The sequence below is a fragment of the Devosia ginsengisoli genome, assembly GCF_024707105.1.
Lineage (GTDB): Bacteria > Pseudomonadota > Alphaproteobacteria > Rhizobiales > Devosiaceae > Devosia > Devosia ginsengisoli_A.
This window is the reverse complement of sequence record NZ_JANQAJ010000005.1, coordinates 305,455-323,280: the sequence shown is the minus strand read 5'-3', so window position 1 is coordinate 323,280 and position 17,826 is coordinate 305,455. Positions and strand designations below refer to the sequence as shown.

Genomic DNA, 17,826 nt, shown 5'->3' with positions numbered 1-17,826 from the left:
TCGAATACTGATCATATTCGAGAGTCTTGGCAAGCCGATCGGAAACGGTCGCCGGAGCGGCCGTTTTTCTCTGTGTCAGTGCTTGGTGTCGAAATGATGCGGATTGAAGTGATAGGCGGTCGAGCAGAATTCGCAGACCACTTCGATCTCGCCATTCACGGCCATTTCCTCGCGATCCTCGGCGGTGAAGCTGGTGGCCAGCATGTCCTCGATGCGATCGGCCGAGCAGGTGCAGCGCTCCACCATGGGGAGCGGGGTGAACACCCGCACGCCCGTTTCGTGGTAGAGCCGGAACAGCAGCCGTTCCGAACTCAGATCAGGGTCGGCCAGCTCCAGGTCATCGACCGTTGCCAGCATCACCCGCGCCTCGGTCCAGCCATCGGCCTCCTCGAAGTCGGGGTCGGCCGTTTCCGGATTGTCGAAATTGCCGTCACCCGGCAGATCGGCCATTTGCGACATGCCATGCTCGGGCAGATGCTGGATCAGCACCCCGCCGGCACGCCAATGCGGCCGGTGATCGCCTTTTCTGGTGAACTCGGCCACCGCGAGGCGGACCTGGGTCGGGATCTGTTCGGACTGCATGAAATAGGTATGCGCCACTTCCTCGAGCGAATTGCCTTCCAGGGCGACGATGCCCTGGTAGCGCTCGGTATTGGGGCCCTGGTCGATGGTCATGGCCAGGTGGCCCTTGCCCAGCAGTTCGCCAGGCTGAATGCGCCCCTCTTCGGCGGCCTTGAGCACCGCGTCATGGTCGAAGCGCGCATAGCCGCGCAGCCCGTCCGGCGCGTCGAAATCGACCACCAGCAGGTTCACCGGCCCATCGGTCTGGGTCTGCATGATGAACTTGCCCTCGAATTTGAGCGACGAGCCGATCAGGGCGGCCAGCAGCACCGCCTCGCCAAGCAGGCGGGCGACCGGGGCGGGATAGTTGTGGCGGCTGAGGATGGTGTCCAGCGCCTCGCCCAGCCGCACGCTGCGGCCGCGCGTATCGAGCTGGTCGAGGGTGAACGGCACGACGGTGTCGTCGCCGCTTTCCGGCCGGTCGAGCCCGAGGGCACTCATCAGGTTCTCGCTCATGGCAGTCGTATCCGTGGTCATCGTGGTCACGTGGCTTTCAGGTCGGCTCGGCCCGGCCGGAAATACCAGTAGACCTCATCCTGAGCTTGTCGAAGGACGAGGGCGTGGCACCATGGCGGCACAACCTCGTGGTTCGACAGGCTCACCATGAGGTCTACTCATGAATCCGGTCAATATCAGGGTTTAGTTGACGTCGACCCCGAAGGCCCAGCACAGGATGGCTTTCTGCGCGTGGAGGCGGTTTTCGGCCTCGTCGAACACCACCGATTGGGGACCGTCGATAACCTCGTCGGTCACCTCATCGCCGCGATGGGCGGGCAGGCAGTGCATGAAGAGGGCGTCCTTGGCCGCCAAGCCCATCAAATTGGTATTGACCTGGTAGGGTTTCAAGACCCGCCGGCGCTCGGCGGCGTCCACGTCGCCCATCGATACCCAGGTGTCGGTGATGACGAGATCGGCGCCCTCGACCGCCTCGCGCGGGTCCTCGATCAACCGGACGCGGTCGCCGGCCCGGCGGATGTCGTCCATCAGGTCCTTTTCGGGGCTGTATTCTTCCGGCGTGGCGATGGTCAGGTCGCATTCGAACAGTTCGGCGGCATTCACCCAGGAATGCAGCACATTGTTGCTGTCGCCGACCCAGGCCACCTTGGCACCCCGGATATTGCCGCGATATTCCTCGAAAGTCTGCAGGTCCGCCATGATCTGGCAGGGATGGGCGCGGCGCGTCAGCCCGTTGATGACGGGCACGGTGGCGCCTTCGGCCAGTTCGAGCAGGTCGGCATGGCTGAGGATGCGGATCATGATGGCATCGACATAGCGGCTCATCACTTTGGCCGTGTCTTCCAGAGTCTCCTCGCGGCTGAGCTGCATTTCCTGGCCTGATAGCATGATGGTCTCGCCGCCAAGCTGGCGCATGCCGACATCGAAGCTGACACGGGTGCGGGTGGATTGCCGCTCGAAGATCATCGCCAGGACCTTGTCCTTGAGCGGTTGCGGGCGGTCACCTTCCTTGAGGCGCGCCTTGAGCGATGCGGCGGTGTCGAGCATGCCGCGCAGTTCGGGATAGGTGAAATCGTCGATCGATAGAAAATGCCTTGGGGTGCCGGTCGAGGTCATGGGCCGGGTTCCTTTATGACGCTATGGGTTCGGTGCATACGCAAGTCTTCGCTCCCCTCAGGGAGGAGGAAACAGGCCGCGTCGTCGCCGACCGTAATAGCGCACGCTCAGATCCATCTATCCCACCGCCGGAACCGAAGCCGTCTCCGCCTCGATCGCATCGAAAGCGGCGGCGAGCTTGCCCATGGCTTCCTCGATATCGGCCTCGGTGACGATCAGCGGCGGGATCAGCCGCAGCACATTGTCCCCGGCGCCGATGGCCAGCAGGCGGTGATCGTCGCGCAACCGCGCCACGAAGTCCCGCACGGGCGGGGTGATCTTGATGCCGGCCAGCAGGCCCTTGCCACGCAATTCCAGCACATAATCAGGATATTTCTGCGCCAGTTGCTGCAGGTGCCAGGCCAGCTTCTGGCCCATCTGGTTGACATGGTCGAGGAAGCCCGGCGCGAGAATGCGGTCGAGCACGGCATTGCCCACCGTCGTGGCCAGCGGATTGCCGCCATAGGTCGAGCCATGCGTGCCCGGCACCATGGAGGCCGCGACATCGCCCCTGGCGAGGCACGCGCCGAGCGGGAAGCCACCGCCAATGGCCTTGGCCACCGCCACGATATCGGGGGTGATGCCGGCCCATTCGAAGGCGAAGAACCGCCCCGTCCTTCCATAGCCGCACTGCACTTCATCGAGCACCAACAGCATGCCGTGCTCGTCGCACAGCGCGCGCAGGCCCTGCATGAATTCGGGGGTCATGGCGGTTACCCCGCCCTCGCCCTGCACCGTTTCGATCAGGATGGCGCAGGTCTGCGGCGTGATCAGCGCCTTGACCGCGTCGAGGTCACCCGGCTTGGTATGCTTGAAGCCGCCCATCGGCGGGCCGAAGCCTTCGAGATAGCTCGGATTGCCGCCAGCCGCGATCGTGCCCATGGTCCGGCCATGGAAGGAGCCGGTAAAGGCGATGATCTCGTAGCGGTCGGTCTCGCCCTTGGCCCAGAAATAGTGCCGCGCCGTCTTGATGGCGCATTCCAGCGCCTCGGCGCCCGAATTGGTGAAGAATACCGAATCCGCGAAAGTGGCATCGACCAGCCGCTGGCCGAGCTTTTCCTGCTCGGGAATGGTGAAGACATTGGAGGTGTGCCACACCTTGTCGGCCGCCGTTTTCAGCGCTGACACGATATGCGGGTCGCCATGGCCCAGCGCGTTGACCGCGATGCCGGAATGGAAATCGAGATAGTCTCGGCCATGCTGGTCGTACAGGCGCATACCCTCGCCCCGCTCGAAAGCGAGATCGGACCGGGCATAGGTGCCGTAGAGCGCAGACATGGTTATTTCCTTCTGTGGCGGGTTGAAAGCAGGTTAGCGGCGCAGCGTGACAATAGCGCCACAAAAACCAAAAACGCGCTCGTTGCGCAGCGCGTTTCGGCGTCAGAGTTAGGCCAATTTTGCCAGATAAGTCAATGATTATGCCCCAAGTGCCTGATTTGACTCGGGAGTTTGTTAGGACAATTTTAACCAGTGAATTTACGGGGAAAGTCGAGCCCGACTCTTGATCCCGATTCCGCCGATGTCGTAAACTCCATGGCATTGGGAACACGATATCTCGTGTGGCGGACCCACCTGACATACGACGCCTAGCGTTTGATGGCTGCCATTTATCATTTGGCGGCGCAATGAAGGATTCTGTTTTGACGATGGTTTCAGGAGCACAACCGGCGGGCTGGACTGACGAGCGCGTCGAGACTTTGAAAAAGCTCTGGATGGAAGGTCTCTCGGCCAGCCAGATTGCAGGCGAACTCGGCGAAGGGGTTACCCGCAATGCCGTGATCGGCAAGGTGCATCGCCTCAAGCTCTCGGCGCGTGCCAAGCCGACCAATTCGACCCCGCGCGCCCGTCCGGCCTCGCGCCCGGCGCCGCGCCGCGTTGCCAGCCCCTCTTCCGGTCTTTCCGGCATGGGTGGCGCCGGCAAGGTACGGTCGTCCATGTCGCGCCCGCAATCGGTGGGTGCCACGGCCCTGGCGCATGATCCGCAGCTGGAAGCTGACCTCTATGTTGCGCCGGCCGTGGCCGAGCTGTTCATCCCCGAGGACAAGCGCCTCAACCTGCTGCAACTCAACGAGCATACCTGCAAGTGGCCGATCGGCGATCCGCTGACCAAGGACTTCTATTTCTGCGGCCAGCATAGCCTGGAAACCGGCCCCTATTGCGAATTCCACTCGCGCCGGGCCTACCACCAGGTCGACAAGAAGCGGCGCTAGTCGCGGAATGCAGGATAAAGAAGGGCGCCCGCAAGGCGCCCTTTTCGTTTGGGTGCGCGGCACCATGCGCGCGCCAAGAGTGGAGTTCCCCCTCGCCCCTTGTGGGAGAGGGATAGAAAATCTGCGTTCAGCAGATTTGCGAGGGTGAGGGGTTCTGCGCCATCCCATGCTTCAAAGCTAGCGGAGAACACTCCAAGCCCCCTCATCCGCCCTTCGGGCACCTTCTCCCACGAGGGGAGAAGGGGATCGCGGCTACGGCACAATATCGCCCACCCACCAGCACGGCTTCTCCCCCTGACAGGGGGAGGCTGGGAGCGGGTTATCCCCTACGGCAAAAACACATCCACCCGCATGCCCTCGCCCGGCTTGCTCCTGATGGTCATCTGCCCGCGATGGCGGTTGACGATGTGCTTGACGATGGCCAGCCCCAGGCCCGTGCCCTTCTTCTTGCGGCTGGCATCGGCATCGATGCGGTAGAACCGTTCGGTCAGGCGCGGCACATGTTCGGGCTCCACACCCGGCCCATGGTCGATGACCGTCACCTGGTGCTGGAAGCCGGCGCGTTCGGCCGGCGCCAGGCTCACCTCGACGAACTTGCCGCCGGCGCCATATTTGATGGCATTGTCGAGCAGGTTCTCGAACACTTCATAGAGCTGGCTGCGATCGCCGGTCGTGTTGCTCGGCCCCTCGAACAGCGTCAGGCGGATTTCCACATCGGCCGTCTTGGCCTGCGTCATCAGCCCCTCGCGCACTTCGCGCAGCAGTCCCGCCAGGTCGATGCTGCCGGTGGGCCGCACATGCTGGTGCATTTCGATGCGCGACAGGCTGAGGAGATCGTCGATCAGCTTGCTCATGCGCTCGGCCTGGCCGCGCATGATGCCGAGGAATTTTTCGCGCGCTGCCGCATCCTTGGCCGCCGGGCCGAGCAGCGTATCGATGAAGCCCAGCAGCGACGCCAGGGGCGTGCGCAATTCGTGGCTGGCATTGGCGATGAAATCGCTGCGCAGCGCCTCGACGCGCTTGAGTTCGGTCAGGCTCTGGACCGTGACTACCAGTTGCCGGTCTTCGTCGGTCAGCCAGTCCCGGCCCGGCTGGCGCAGGGGTGACACCACCACCTTATCCCAGGTTTCCGACGGCACGGTTTCATGCAGTTCGATACTGCGCACCGTGCCATTGCGCATGACCGTGTCGATGGCCTGCACCAGTTCGGGGTTACGCAGGGAAAAAGTGATGGGGTTGCCATTGCTCACGGCGGGAAACTGCCGGTGCGCCGCGGCATTGGCGTGAACCACAACGCTGCGCCGGTCGAGCACCAGGCAGGGATCGGCCAGCGCGTCGGCAAAAGCGAAGACCGCGTCGTCATCATCATCAAGAACAGGCCGCGGCAGGTCCGCCGTCCGCGTCACGGTGATCGTGTTGCCCGGCAGGATGGCGACGCCGGCCATGATGACGAGAAAACCGACCAGCGCCGCGACCGGCGCCAGCTCGCCGAACAGCACCAGCGCGGCGAATACGCCGAATATACCGGCCAGCAGGCCGGCCTGCGCAGTGATACGCGCCAAGGCTATCGCCAGGCGGGATGCGGGCAGGCTGTCTTGCGGCTCGTCCATATTTTGTTTCCGGGAATCAACCAGTTGCGACGCCCCTTGCGCGCGCGGGCGTTCTCATAGCACGGTGGATATGACAGCGGAGAGACAGCATGACCGATCCCTTTACCGGCTTCGACCTTGAAAATCCCGACCTGCCCAAAGCCATCAAGAAACACGCCATGGCCTCGGGCAACTACCCATACGAAGATAAGCTCGATAGCGACAGCTATGAAGAGCAGATGTACGAATTACAGAAGCAGTTGGTATCGTTGCAGGCCCATCTCGCCGAGAGCGGCGAGCGCGTGATGATCGTCTTCGAGGGCCGCGATGCCGCCGGCAAGGGCGGCACGATCAAGCGCTACCTCGAAAATCTCAATCCCCGCTACAATATCATCGCCGCCCTGCCCAAGCCCAACAACCGGGAAAGCACACAGTGGTATTTCCAGCGCTATGTCGACTGGTTCCCGGCGGCGGGCGAAACCGTGCTGTTCGACCGCTCCTGGTATAACCGGGCCGGCGTCGAGCCGGTCATGGGTTTCTGCACGCCCGAACAGACCGAGCATTTCCTCGAGGAAGCGCCCGAATTCGAGAAGCGCATCACCAGGGACGGCATCCACCTCTTCAAGTTCTGGCTCTCCATAGGCCGAGAAATGCAGCTCAAGCGGTTCCATGACCGGCGGCACGATCCGCTCAAGGTCTGGAAGCTCTCGCCGGTGGATCTGGAAGCGCTGGGCAAGTGGGATGCCTATTCCGATGCCGCCGATACCATGCTGACCCGGACCGACAGCAAGCATGCGCCCTGGACGGTGATCCGCGCCAACGACAAGCGCCGCAGCCGCCTCAATGTCATCCGCACGGTGCTCGACAGGCTGAACTACAAGGGCAAGGACGGCAAGGCCATTGGCGAAGTCGACGGCAAGATCGTGCTGAGCGCGAAGGACTTTTTGCACAAAGACGGGGAAGAATAGGGCCTCCTGACCTCCCGTTGCTGGGAGGGCCCGTCACCCCACCCTCAATCCCTCCCCATCAAGGGGAGGGAGGCGCATGACCAACGTCAGTGGTCCAATATTGCATCGCCCACCGGACAGGCTTCCCCCCTTGTGGGGAGGGAATGAGGGTGGGGGTAAGCCACACCCAGTAAGGTAGGCGCTACGCCTCGATACTCCCTATGCGCTTGCTGGCGGTGGGCCAGCTCAGTTCCGTGGTCCGGGCGATCACCGCTTCGGCCAGCGTGAACAGCGATCCATTGGCGTCCCAGGTCCGGCCCATTTCCGTCCGGCAGGGCAATACCAGCTTGGCGAAGCGGCTGACCGGGCTCATCCACTCGTCGGTGATGAGCACGATCTGCGCCCGCCGCGCCGCCAGTTCGGTGGCCACGTCGATCAGGCTCGGATCGTAGCGCCGCACGTCGAAGATGATCGCCAGGTCTCCGGGCTTCACGTCGATCATCTGGTCGGCCCGCGTCGCCGGCCGGCCGTCGAGCCGCCGCACGCCCGGCCGGATCACCCGCAGATGGGCTTCCATATAACCGGCCAGGAAATCGGTGAAGCGTCCGCCGGCGAGGTAGCAGGCGCCCCGGTTCTCGGCGAGCCGGGCGCAGACTGCCTCGAATTCGGAAGCCGGGATCAGCGCCGCCGAGCCGCGCAGATTGTCCACCGCCTGGGCCACGAAGCGATCGAGGAACTGCGCATCGGCATCCGCCCTGACATCGCTGGTCGAACTGCGCTGTAGCGGCGACTTGGAGCGCTCCTCCAGTTCCTCGCGCAAAGCGCGCTGGAAATCGGGATAGGATTTGTAGCCCAGCGCCGACACGAAGCGCAGCACCGTGGCCGAACTGGCCCCCGCCTGCTGTGCGAATTCGGCGACCGGGGCCAGGCCCAGGGTCGGATACGACCCGAGCAGGCCGCGCGCGGCGCGTTTTTCGGCCGCTGTCAGCCGGTGGATCGCATCGTGAATACGTCCGGCAACCGATTTTCCTTCCATGCGGCCCTCTGAATTTATGATTTCAGCATTGACAGTTTTGACCAGTGTGGAACTACTGATACAGAAGTTAACCGATGCTGCGTAGGGGGGTGCAGTGGACGTCAGCGGTGAAAAAGCGGTGTTGGTCACCAATGCGCGCGGGGCGTCGCCCTTCGTCATCGTCTGCGATCATGCCAGCAACCGCATTCCCACCCGCTATGGCGATCTGGGCCTCACTCCCACCGAGCGGCTGAGCCACATCGCCTGGGACCCTGGCGCATTGGCCGTCAGCCAGCGCCTGGCCGATCGGCTCGATGCGCCGCTGGTGCAGTCCACCGTTTCGCGCATCGTCATCGACTGCAATCGCGAACTCGACGCGCCCGACCTGATCTGGACACTCTCCGAAAGCACCCGCATTGCCGCCAACGAGCATCTCGACGCGGCCGAGCGGCAATATCGGATCGACCATTTCCACCGGCCCTATCATGCCGCCATCGAGACGCTGCTCGAGGCGCGCCGCCATGCCGGGCAGGAGACGATCCTGGTCTGCATGCATTCCTTCACCCCCGTCTATCTCGGCATTGCCCGCCCCTGGCCCATCGGGCTGATCCATGGCGTGGATACCGGCTTCACCCGGGCGCTGTTCGACGCGCTCAAGGACGAAGCTCCCGATCTCAACCTGGGCTGGAACGAGCCCTATGCGGCCCTCAACGGGGTGACGCTGACGCTGGAAAAGCATGGCGATGGACGGGGCCTTCCCGCCACGATGATCGAAATCCGCAATGACGAAATTCTCGACCCCACCGGGGTGACCCTGTGGGCCGACCGGCTCGGGCGGTGTCTGGAGACCGCGCGGCAGGCTTTGCGGCCGGCCAAACACGGATAGGCAGAGGAAGCCATGACCAAGAGACAGGAAGCAGCACAGTGCCACAGCCGATAGTCTTCTTCGTTACATGGGTCGATCGCATCAACCGCCTGGCCGGGCGGTTTGCGATGGCGATCTTTTTTGTCATGGCCGCCATCATGCTCTGGTCTACCGTGTCGCGCGCCGTATTCGGCGCCCCGGTCAACTGGGCGCTGGAAATGACCCAGTTCCTGCTCTCGGCCTATTACCTGCTGGGCGGCGCCTATGCCTTCCAGCACGGCTCGCATGTCCGCATGGACCTGTTCTACAGCCGGTTTTCCCGGCGCGGACAGTCGGTTCTGGATGCGATCACCCTGCTGGCCGTCATCTTCTTCCTGGTGGTGCTGCTCTGGGGCGGCATTTCGAGCACGCAATATGCCATCCAGTATGGCCAGAAGAACTACACCGCCTGGTCGCCCATGCTCTGGCCCGTCAAGGTCGCCATGAGTCTTGGGATTTTCCTCATGCTCCTTCAGGTCATCGCGCAATTGTTCCGGGACATTGCCCAGGCCATGGGTAGGCCCATTTCATGACACCTGAACTCATCACCCTCTTCATGTTCGCCACCATGATGGTGCTGCTCTTCACCGGGCAGCGCGTCTTCGGCGTCATCGGCTTTGTCGGTTCGGCCGCCGCCCTCTGGCTCTGGGGCAATGGCGCGGTCGAAATGCCGTTCAACCAGGCCTTCCAGGTACTCAACTGGTACCCGCTGATCACCGTGCCCTTCTTCGTGTTCATGGGCTACATGATGAGCGAGAGCGGCATCGCCTCCAACCTCTATCGCATGTTCCATGTCTGGTTCGGCCCGGTGCGCGGCGGGCTGGCGCTGGGCACGATGGGGCTGATGGTGCTGATTTCCTGCATCAACGGCCTCAGCGTCGCCGGCATGGCCATCGGCGCCACCATCGCCCTGCCCGAACTGCTCAAGCGCGGCTATGACAAGATCATGGTCACCGGGGTCATCCAGGGCGGTTCCACCCTGGGCATCCTGATCCCGCCCAGCGTGGTGCTGGTGCTGTTCGCCATGATCGCGCGGGCGCCGATCACCGAACTCTGGCTGGCCGGCATCATGCCCGGCCTGATGATGGCCACCATTTTCGGCGTCTATGTCTATATCCGCTGCCGCATCCAGCCCGAGCTGGGGCCGCCCATCTCGCCCGAGGAACTGGCGGAAATCACCCTGCGCGAGAAACTCGTGCTGCTGCGCGAGGGCATCATGCCGGTGGCGGTATTCGCCATCATGATGACGCTGTTCCTCACCGGCATTACCAGCCTCACCGAAAGCTCGGCCGTGGGCGCGTTGCTCGCCACCGTCGCGGCGGCGCTGTCGGGCAAGCTCAACTGGCAGGTGCTGGAATCCACCACGCGCAACACGCTGCTGATCAGTTGCATGTTCCTCTGGATCATCCTTGGCGCGCTGTGTTTCTCGTCCGTCTATGACGGGCTGGGCGCCGTGCGGGCCATCGAGAACCTGCTGCTCAACACCTTTGGACTCGACCCCTGGGGCATCCTGATCCTGATGCTGCTCAGCTTCATCGTCATGGGCATGTTCCTCGACGACACGGCCATGCTGGTCATCGTCGCGCCGCTCTATATTCCGCTGGTGCGCCTGCTCGGCTTCGATCTGATCTGGTTCGGCATTCTCTACACGATCACCTGCCAGATCGCCTACATAACCCCGCCCTTCGGCTACAATCTCTTCCTCATGCGCGCCATGGCGCCGCCCGAGATCACCCTGGCCGACATCTATCGCTCCATCCTGCCCTTCGTGCTGCTCATGGTCCTCAGCGTGATCCTGCTGATGATCTTCCCGCAGATCGCGCTGTGGCTGCCCGGCCTTTATGCCGGACGATGAGGAGAACTTTTGTGAGAGGGAAACCAACACAGAAAAGGGGGCGCTGGCCGAGCTAGTCCGACGTCGAGTTCAACCAGGCGTTCCGGCAGACTGCGCGGGGCGTCACATCACAGGGGATAAGCAGACATGACTGATCTTCTCAACAAGCGTAGCTTTCTGAAGCGGGCAGGCCTCGCCACCGCCGGCGCCGTGGGCGCCACGGCCCTGGCAACGCCCTATGTCAGGGCACAGACACCGATCCGCTGGCGCCTGCAGACCTATGCCGGTCCGGCACTGGCCGAACATGTGGTCAAGAACGCCATCGACTGGTTCAACACCGCCGCCAATGGCGAAATGGTCATCGAACTCTACACCGCCGACCAGTTGGTGCCGCATGGCGAGCTGTTCCGTGCCGTCCAGACCGGCACAATCGACGCCGCCCAGAGCGACGACGACTCCGCCGCCGCGCCTGTCGACGTCAAGGTGTTCGGTGCCTATTTCCCGCTGGCCTCGCGCTATTCGCTCGACGTGCCGGCCCTGTGGCACTGGCGGGGCCTCAAGGAAATCTGGGAAGAGGCCTATGCCGAAATCCCCGATGTGACCTGGCTTTCCACCGGCGCCTGGGATCCGTGCAATTTCGGCACCACCAAGCCGATCAATTCGCTGGCCGACCTCAACGGGCTGCGGGTCTATACCTTCCCCACGGCCGGGCAGTTCCTCTCCAAATACGGCGTCGTTCCGGTCTCACTGCCCTATGAAGACGTCGAGCCGGCCCTGCAGACCGGCGAGCTCGACGGCATCTGCTGGTGCGGCACCACCGAGCTGCATACGGTGGGCTGGGCCAATGCGCTCAAATACTACCTGACCAACCCGCTGTCGGGCGCCTGGGCGGGTTCCTATTTCGTCAACACCGCCAAGTGGAACGAAGTGCCGCCGCATCTGCAGCAGCTCTACCGCATGATGATCGACACCTCGCACTACTACCGCCAGCACTGGTACTGGGCCGGCGAGGCCAATTACCGCATCAATGGCAATCTCGAACTGACCACCATTCCCGCCGCCGAATGGGCGCAGGTGGAAACCGATGCCGTCGCCTTCTGGGACGAGATCGCCAAGCAGTCCGACCGGAGCGCCCGCGTGGTCGAGATCATCAAGAAGTATAATGCCGACATGCAACTGGCCGGCGCACCCTATCGCTACAGTTGAAATGCTTTGCCGGTCGCGTTCGCGCGGCCGGCACAACCGCCCGGAGACTTGAATGGCCGCCTATACCCTGGACGCCCTGCGCAAGGATGTCGCCGCCGGCAGCATGGATACGGTGCTCGTCGCCTTCCCCGACATGCAGGGGCGGATGATCGGCAAGCGTTTCCAGGCCGAATATTTCCTCGAAACGGCCAATGACGAGACGCATGGCTGCGACTATCTGCTGGCCGACGATATCGACATGGAGCCGGTGCCCGGCTACGCGGCCGCCAACTGGGGCAAGGGCTATGGCGATTTCGTCATGAAGCCCGATCTCACCACGCTGATGAAGGCGAGCTGGCTCGAGGGCACGGCCATTGTGCTCTGCGACCTCGCCGATCATCATCACCATGAGCCGATCCCGCACAGCCCGCGCGCCATCCTCAAGGGCCAGATCGAGCGCCTCGCCGCCATGGGCTATACCGCCAATGCGGCCACGGAACTGGAATTCTACCTCTTCGACGAGGATTACCGCACGATCAGCCAGAAGGGCCATGCCAAGGCCCAGACGGCCGGCGACTACATCCAGGATTACCACATCTTCCAGACCACCAAGGAAGAGGGCGTGATGCGCGCCCTGCGCAAGCATCTGCAGGCCTCGGGCATTCCCGTCGAATCCTCCAAGGGCGAATGGGGTCCGGGCCAGGAAGAGATCAATGTCAAATATGCCGACGCCCTCACCATGGCCGACCGCCATGTGGTGCTGAAGAACGCCACCAAGGAGATCGCCTGGGCCGCGGGCAAGGCGGTAACCTTCATGGCCAAGTGGGATTATGCCCTCGCAGGCTCCTCGAGCCACATCCACATGTCGCTGGCCGACAAGGCGGGCAAACCCCTATTCGTCGATGCCAAGGACGAGCGCGGCATGAGCTCGCTGATGAAACAGTTCATGGCCGGCCAGCTCGCCTATGCCCGCGACATCACCTGGTTCCTCGCGCCCTATATCAACAGCTACAAGCGCTTCCAGGCCGGTACATTCGCGCCGACCAAGGCGATCTGGTCGCCCGACAACCGTACCGCCGGCTTCCGCCTCTGCGGAGAAGGCAGCAAATCCATCCGTGTCGAATGCCGCATTGGCGGCGCCGACCTCAATCCCTATCTGGCCATAGCGGCCCTGCTCGCCGCCGGCATCAAGGGCATCGAGGACAGGCTGGATCTCGAACCCGCCTTTGTCGGCGACGCCTATACGACCAAGAAACTCCGCGAAATCCCCAAGACCCTGCGCGAAGCCACCGACACGATGCGCAAGTCCAAAATGCTGAAAGCAGCCTTCGGCGAACAGGTCATCGATCACTATGTCCACACGGCGGAATGGGAGCAGGCGGAATATGACAGGCGGGTCACGGACTGGGAATTGAAGCGGGGGTTCGAGCGGAGCTGAGTCTCCTTACTGCCACAGAACGCATCACATACTCGGTGTCACCCCGGCCTTGAGCCGGGGCCCATCCCGAGATCTCAGGATGGATCCTCGCTTTCGCGGGGATGACATTGCGGAAGATACAAGAGGCCCGAAAAATGACCGACACGGTCAAGATCATCTCCCCTATCGACGGCAGCATCTATGCCGAGCGGCCGCTGGCGAGCACCGCCGAGATCGAGGGCGCCGTCATCCGCGCCAAATCCGCCCGCCATGCCTGGGGCGAGACCACCATTGCCGAGCGGCAGAAGATCCTCAGCCACTTCGTCGATGCCCTGCTGCTTGCCAATGACGACATCGTGCCAGAACTCGCCTGGCAGATGGGCCGGCCGGTTCGCTTTGGCGGCGAGAAACGCGGCGTCGAGGAGCGCAGCCGCTACATGATCGAACTGGCCGCCGAAGCGCTGGCGCCCTCCATGCGGCCCGAGAAGGACGGCTTCACCCGCTATATAACCCGCGAGGCCCTGGGCACGGTCATGGTCATTGCGCCGTGGAACTACCCGTTCCTGACAGCGGTCAATTCCATTGTGCCGGGCCTGATGGCCGGCAATGCCATCATCCTCAAGCATGCCAGCCAGACGCTGCTGGCCGGCGAGCGCTTCGCCGCCGCCGCCGAAAGCGCCGGCCTCCCCGCCGGCCTGTTCCAGAATCTGGTTCTCGGCCACGCCGATACCGAAAAGCTCATCGCCTCGGGCGCCATCGATCACATCAACTTCACCGGCTCGGTGGAAGGCGGCCGCCGCATCGAGAAGGCCGCCGCCGGCACTTTCGCCACGCTCGGCCTCGAGCTGGGCGGCAAGGACCCCGCCTATGTCCGGGCGGATGCCGACCTCGACAATGCCGTCGAAAACCTGGTCGATGGTAGCTTCTTCAATTCCGGCCAGTCCTGCTGCGGCGTCGAGCGCATCTATGTGCATGAAGCCGTCTATGGTAGCTTCGTCGAGCGCTTCATCGACAATGCCAGGGGCTGGACTTTGGGCAATCCCCTCGATGCCGACACCATCGTCGGCCCCATGGCGCGCGGCAGCTTCGCTGATCATGTCCGCCAGCAGACCGACGAAGCCATTCGCGGCGGCGCTACCCGCCATCTCAATGTCAGGCACGACCTCGACAAGCCCGGTTCGCCCTATCTGGTGCCCGAAGTGCTGACCAATGTGAACCATCAGATGTCCGTCATGCGCGAGGAGAGCTTCGGCCCCGTGGTCGGCATCATGAAGGTGGCTGACGATGCCGAGGCCGTCACCCTGATGAATGACAGCCCCTATGGCCTCACCGCCTCGATCTGGACCCAGGACCTCGACGCCGCCGCCAGGCTGGGTGCCCAGGTCGAGACCGGCACGGTCTTCGCCAACAGGTGCGACTATCTCGATCCGGCCCTGGTCTGGACCGGGGTCAAGGATACCGGCAAGGGTGGGGCGCTGAGCGAGATCGGCTATGCGAACCTGACCCAGCCGAAGAGCTATCATTTGAAGGCATAGTGCCACGCCCTCGTGGTTCAAGGCGGAAGAAGCGCACCTCACCATGAGGGCTGTTTTGAATTCAGCGCCCCCAGTAGCCCTCATGGTAGGGCGGGAGCGCAGCGACCCTCGAACCACGAGGGCGTGGCAAGGAGCATCGACATGACCAAAGCCAACTGGAACTACCCCACATCAGTCAAATTCGGCCCCGGCCGCATCGCCGAACTGCCCGAAGCCCTCAAATCTTCAGGCATAACCAGGCCTCTGCTCGTTACCGATGCCGGGCTGGTCAACCTCCCGGTCACGCAAAAGACGGTGCAGCTTCTGAAAGATGCCGGCATCCCGGTTGGCGTCTTCGCCGATGTGAAGCCGAACCCCATCTCGGCCAATGTCGAAGCCGGCATCAAGGTGCTGCGCGAAGGCGGCCATGACGGCGTCATCGCCTTCGGCGGCGGTTCCGGGCTCGATGTCGGCAAGGTCATCGCCTTCATGGCCGGCCAGACCCGCCCGATGTGGGATTTCGAGGATATCGGCGATTGGTGGACCCGCGCCGATCCCAAGGGCATTTTCCCCATCGTCGCCGTGCCCACCACGGCCGGCACCGGTTCGGAAGTCGGCCGCGCCGGCGTCATCACCGACGAGACGACCCATACCAAGAGGGTCATCTTCCATCCCCTGATGATGCCCAAGGTCGTCATCGCGGATCCCGAACTCACCGTCGGCATGCCCAAATTCATCACCGTCGGCACCGGCATGGATGCGCTGGCCCATTGCCTCGAAGCCTATTGCGCCCCCGGCTATCACCCGCTGGCCGACGGCATTGCCGTGGAAGGCATTCGCCTCGTCTTCGAGAACCTGCCCAAGGTCTATGCCGACCCCAATGACGTCGAGGCCCGCGGCCACATGATGAGCGCCGCCGCCATGGGCGCCACCGCCTTCCAGAAGGGGCTCGGCGCCATCCATGCGCTCAGCCACCCGGTCGGCGCGCTCTACGACACCCATCACGGCATGACCAATGCGGTGTTCATGCCCTATGTGCTGGCGGTCAATAAATCGGCCATCGAGGCCCGCATCGCCCGGCTCGCGGCCTATCTCGGCCTCGCCCCCCAGCTTCGAGGCCTTCCAGCACGCCGTCATCGGGTTGCGCATGCGCCTCGACGTGCCGCATACGCTGGCCGACTTCAAGGTGGATGCCAGCCAGCGCGATCTGATCGGCGACATGGCCATCGTCGATCCCACGGCGGGCGGCAATTCTATCGAACTAACCAAGGCCCGCGCGCTGGAGATTTTCGACCGGGCCATGGAGGGGCGGGTTTAAGGGTACCCCTCCCCAACCTCCCCCTAAAAGGGGGAGGAGTCGCCAGTGTGCGTGGCAGGATAGTGCCTTCGAGTGGAGAGGTTCCTCCCCCTATCAGGGGGAGGTTAGGAGGGGGTATCCCCTTCCACCAAGTCCCGCACCGTCTCCTTCACCCCATCCTCGAACAGCGCATCCAGCGCCGTCGCCACCGTCTCGCCAAACGCCTGGTTGTCGGCCAGGTCCGTGCCGAACACTTCCACCAGTCCGGCCAGCCCCTCATACAGCGCTTCGGCGTCATCCCCCGCATCGGCGGCAATCGCCATCATCCGCATGGAAAGCGGGTCGCGCACGTCGATATTCTCGCCCTTCTCGTCGATGCCGGTGACATAGCGCATCCATGCCGCTACCCCGAGCCCCAGCCGCTCGAAGCCCTGCCCGGCCTTGAGCCGTTCGCGGATGGTCCCCAGCAACCGCTGCGGCAGCTTCTGGCTCCCATCCATGGCGATCTGCCAGGTGCGGTGCTTCAATGCCGGGTTGCGGAAGCGGTCGAGCAACTGGTCGCGATAGGCGCCCAGGTCCACCCCCGGCATATCCAGCGTCGGCATGGCCTCCTCGGTCATCAGTCCATGGATCAGCCTGACGAAATCCGCGTCGCCCATGACGTCCGAAATATACTCATAGCCCGCCAGGTAGCCCAGATAGGCCATGGTGGAGTGGCTGCCATTGAGCATCCTGAGCTTCATGCGCTCGAAGGGTTCCACGTCCTTGACCAGTTGCGCCCCGGCCTTCTCGAAAGGCGGACGGCCCTGCGGGAAATGATCCTCGATCACCCATTGGGTGAAGGGCTCGGTCATGATCGGCCAGGCATCCTCCGCCCCGATCAGCCCGGCCACCGTCTCGCGGTCGGCATCGGTGGTGGATGGCACGATGCGGTCCACCATCGTGCCGGGGAAAGCCACGCTGGCCACGAATTCGCCCAGAGCCGCATCCCGCAGGCTGGCGAATTTGGTGACGATCCGCTGCACTGTTTCGCCATTGCTCGGCAGGTTGTCGCAGCTCATCACCGCGAAGGGCGCGATGCCCGCCACCTGCCGCCGCGCCAGCGCCTCGACCAGCATGCCCGGCGCCGATTTCGGCGTCGTGGGATTGGCAAGATCGTGGACGATATCGGGGTGGCGCTGGTCCAGTTCGCCCGTTGCCGGATCGTGGCAATAGCCCTTTTCCGTCACCGTCAGCGAGACGATGCGGATGGCCGGGCTCGCCATCAGCGCCAGCAATTCCTCGCGCTCTGTATTGGCGTCGAGCACTCTAAGGATCGAGCCGATCACCCGCGGATGGGTGCCCTCGGCATCGCGGATGGCCACGGTATAGAGCCCGTCCTGGGGCTCCAGCGCTTCCTTGGTGTCGGGGCGGCGCAGGCTAGCGCCGACAATGGCCCAGTCCGGATTATCCCGCAGCAGGTCATCGACATAGACAGCCATATGCGCGCGATGAAACGCCCCAATACCCAGATGCACGATGCCTGCCGTGATCCGGCTGCGGTCGTAATCGGGCATGCGAACCCCGGCTGGGGCATTGGCAAGGATGCTGGCGCTGAGGCGCGTCATGGACGTCTCCGGGATGAAATCGCGCGCACCATAGTCAGATTTCATCTTGTATGGAAGAGCGCTGCTATGTCATTC

14 protein-coding genes and 1 pseudogene are annotated in these 17,826 nt (G+C 63.3%); 9 read left to right on the top strand and 6 right to left on the bottom strand.

The annotated features are described in order from the left end of the window. Window positions 1–75 precede the first annotated feature (75 nt). The 3 genes from NVV79_RS03020 to NVV79_RS03010 all read right to left on the bottom strand — a co-directional run bounded on the left by NVV79_RS03020 (window position 76) and on the right by NVV79_RS03010 (window position 3,510). Entirely contained in the window at window positions 76–1,098 is a 1,023-nt protein-coding gene (locus NVV79_RS03020; protein ID WP_246132942.1) for an Hsp33 family molecular chaperone, read from the bottom strand. A gap of 162 nt (window positions 1,099–1,260) precedes the next feature. After that, window positions 1,261–2,193, bottom strand: coding sequence for an ornithine carbamoyltransferase (gene argF / locus NVV79_RS03015; protein ID WP_303986111.1), 933 nt, complete (start codon window positions 2,191–2,193; stop codon window positions 1,261–1,263). 117 nt (window positions 2,194–2,310) lie between these two features. Further along, entirely contained in the window at window positions 2,311–3,510 is a 1,200-nt protein-coding gene (locus NVV79_RS03010) for an aspartate aminotransferase family protein (protein WP_303986109.1), read from the bottom strand. Between the two features lie 368 nt (window positions 3,511–3,878). Between NVV79_RS03010 and NVV79_RS03005 the strand changes: the two genes are divergently transcribed. Further along, a complete protein-coding gene (locus tag NVV79_RS03005) occupies window positions 3,879–4,442 on the top strand; it encodes a GcrA family cell cycle regulator (RefSeq protein WP_303986400.1) in 564 nt (187 codons plus the stop codon). A gap of 326 nt (window positions 4,443–4,768) precedes the next feature. Here NVV79_RS03005 and NVV79_RS03000 read toward each other — a convergent pair whose 3' ends face one another. Then, complete coding sequence (locus tag NVV79_RS03000; protein WP_303986107.1) at window positions 4,769–6,052, bottom strand: cell wall metabolism sensor histidine kinase WalK; 1,284 nt, start codon at window positions 6,050–6,052, stop codon at window positions 4,769–4,771. A gap of 89 nt (window positions 6,053–6,141) precedes the next feature. On the opposite strand from NVV79_RS03000, the gene ppk2 reads away from it, so the two are divergent. Beyond that, window positions 6,142–6,999, top strand: a complete 858-nt coding sequence (gene ppk2 / locus NVV79_RS02995) for a polyphosphate kinase 2 (protein WP_303986106.1) — start codon at window positions 6,142–6,144, stop codon at window positions 6,997–6,999. 181 nt (window positions 7,000–7,180) lie between these two features. Here ppk2 and NVV79_RS02990 read toward each other — a convergent pair whose 3' ends face one another. Then, entirely contained in the window at window positions 7,181–8,014 is an 834-nt protein-coding gene (locus NVV79_RS02990) for a MurR/RpiR family transcriptional regulator (RefSeq protein ID WP_303986104.1), read from the bottom strand. 94 nt (window positions 8,015–8,108) lie between these two features. Here NVV79_RS02990 and NVV79_RS02985 point away from each other — a divergent pair, with 94 nt between their 5' ends. From NVV79_RS02985 to NVV79_RS02955, 7 genes and pseudogenes are all read left to right on the top strand, one after another. Continuing rightward, the gene (locus NVV79_RS02985) at window positions 8,109–8,879 is read left to right on the top strand and encodes an N-formylglutamate amidohydrolase (RefSeq protein WP_303986103.1); all 771 of its coding nucleotides are present in this window, start codon (window positions 8,109–8,111) and stop codon (window positions 8,877–8,879) included. 38 nt (window positions 8,880–8,917) lie between these two features. Further along, window positions 8,918–9,430 (top strand): TRAP transporter small permease subunit, encoded by a 513-nt coding sequence (locus NVV79_RS02980; protein ID WP_303986101.1) that lies wholly within the window; start codon window positions 8,918–8,920, stop codon window positions 9,428–9,430. Next, a complete protein-coding gene (locus tag NVV79_RS02975) occupies window positions 9,427–10,752 on the top strand; it encodes a TRAP transporter large permease subunit (RefSeq protein WP_303986099.1) in 1,326 nt (441 codons plus the stop codon). Before NVV79_RS02980 ends, NVV79_RS02975 begins: the two co-directional genes overlap by 4 nt. A 126-nt stretch (window positions 10,753–10,878) precedes the next feature. Then, window positions 10,879–11,937: a TRAP transporter substrate-binding protein gene (locus NVV79_RS02970; RefSeq protein WP_303986097.1), complete on the top strand. Its 1,059-nt coding sequence runs from the start codon at window positions 10,879–10,881 to the stop codon at window positions 11,935–11,937. Between the two features lie 52 nt (window positions 11,938–11,989). Further along, window positions 11,990–13,354, top strand: coding sequence for a glutamine synthetase family protein (locus NVV79_RS02965; RefSeq protein ID WP_303986095.1), 1,365 nt, complete (start codon window positions 11,990–11,992; stop codon window positions 13,352–13,354). 134 nt (window positions 13,355–13,488) lie between these two features. Then, window positions 13,489–14,868, top strand: a complete 1,380-nt coding sequence (locus NVV79_RS02960) for an aldehyde dehydrogenase family protein (RefSeq protein WP_303986094.1) — start codon at window positions 13,489–13,491, stop codon at window positions 14,866–14,868. Between the two features lie 141 nt (window positions 14,869–15,009). Then, window positions 15,010–16,165: pseudogene (locus NVV79_RS02955) on the top strand (iron-containing alcohol dehydrogenase). A 104-nt stretch (window positions 16,166–16,269) separates the two neighbouring features. On the opposite strand, the gene NVV79_RS02950 reads toward NVV79_RS02955, so the two are convergent. Continuing rightward, window positions 16,270–17,751: a mannitol dehydrogenase family protein gene (locus NVV79_RS02950; protein ID WP_303986091.1), complete on the bottom strand. Its 1,482-nt coding sequence runs from the start codon at window positions 17,749–17,751 to the stop codon at window positions 16,270–16,272. Window positions 17,752–17,826: the final 75 nt, after the last annotated feature.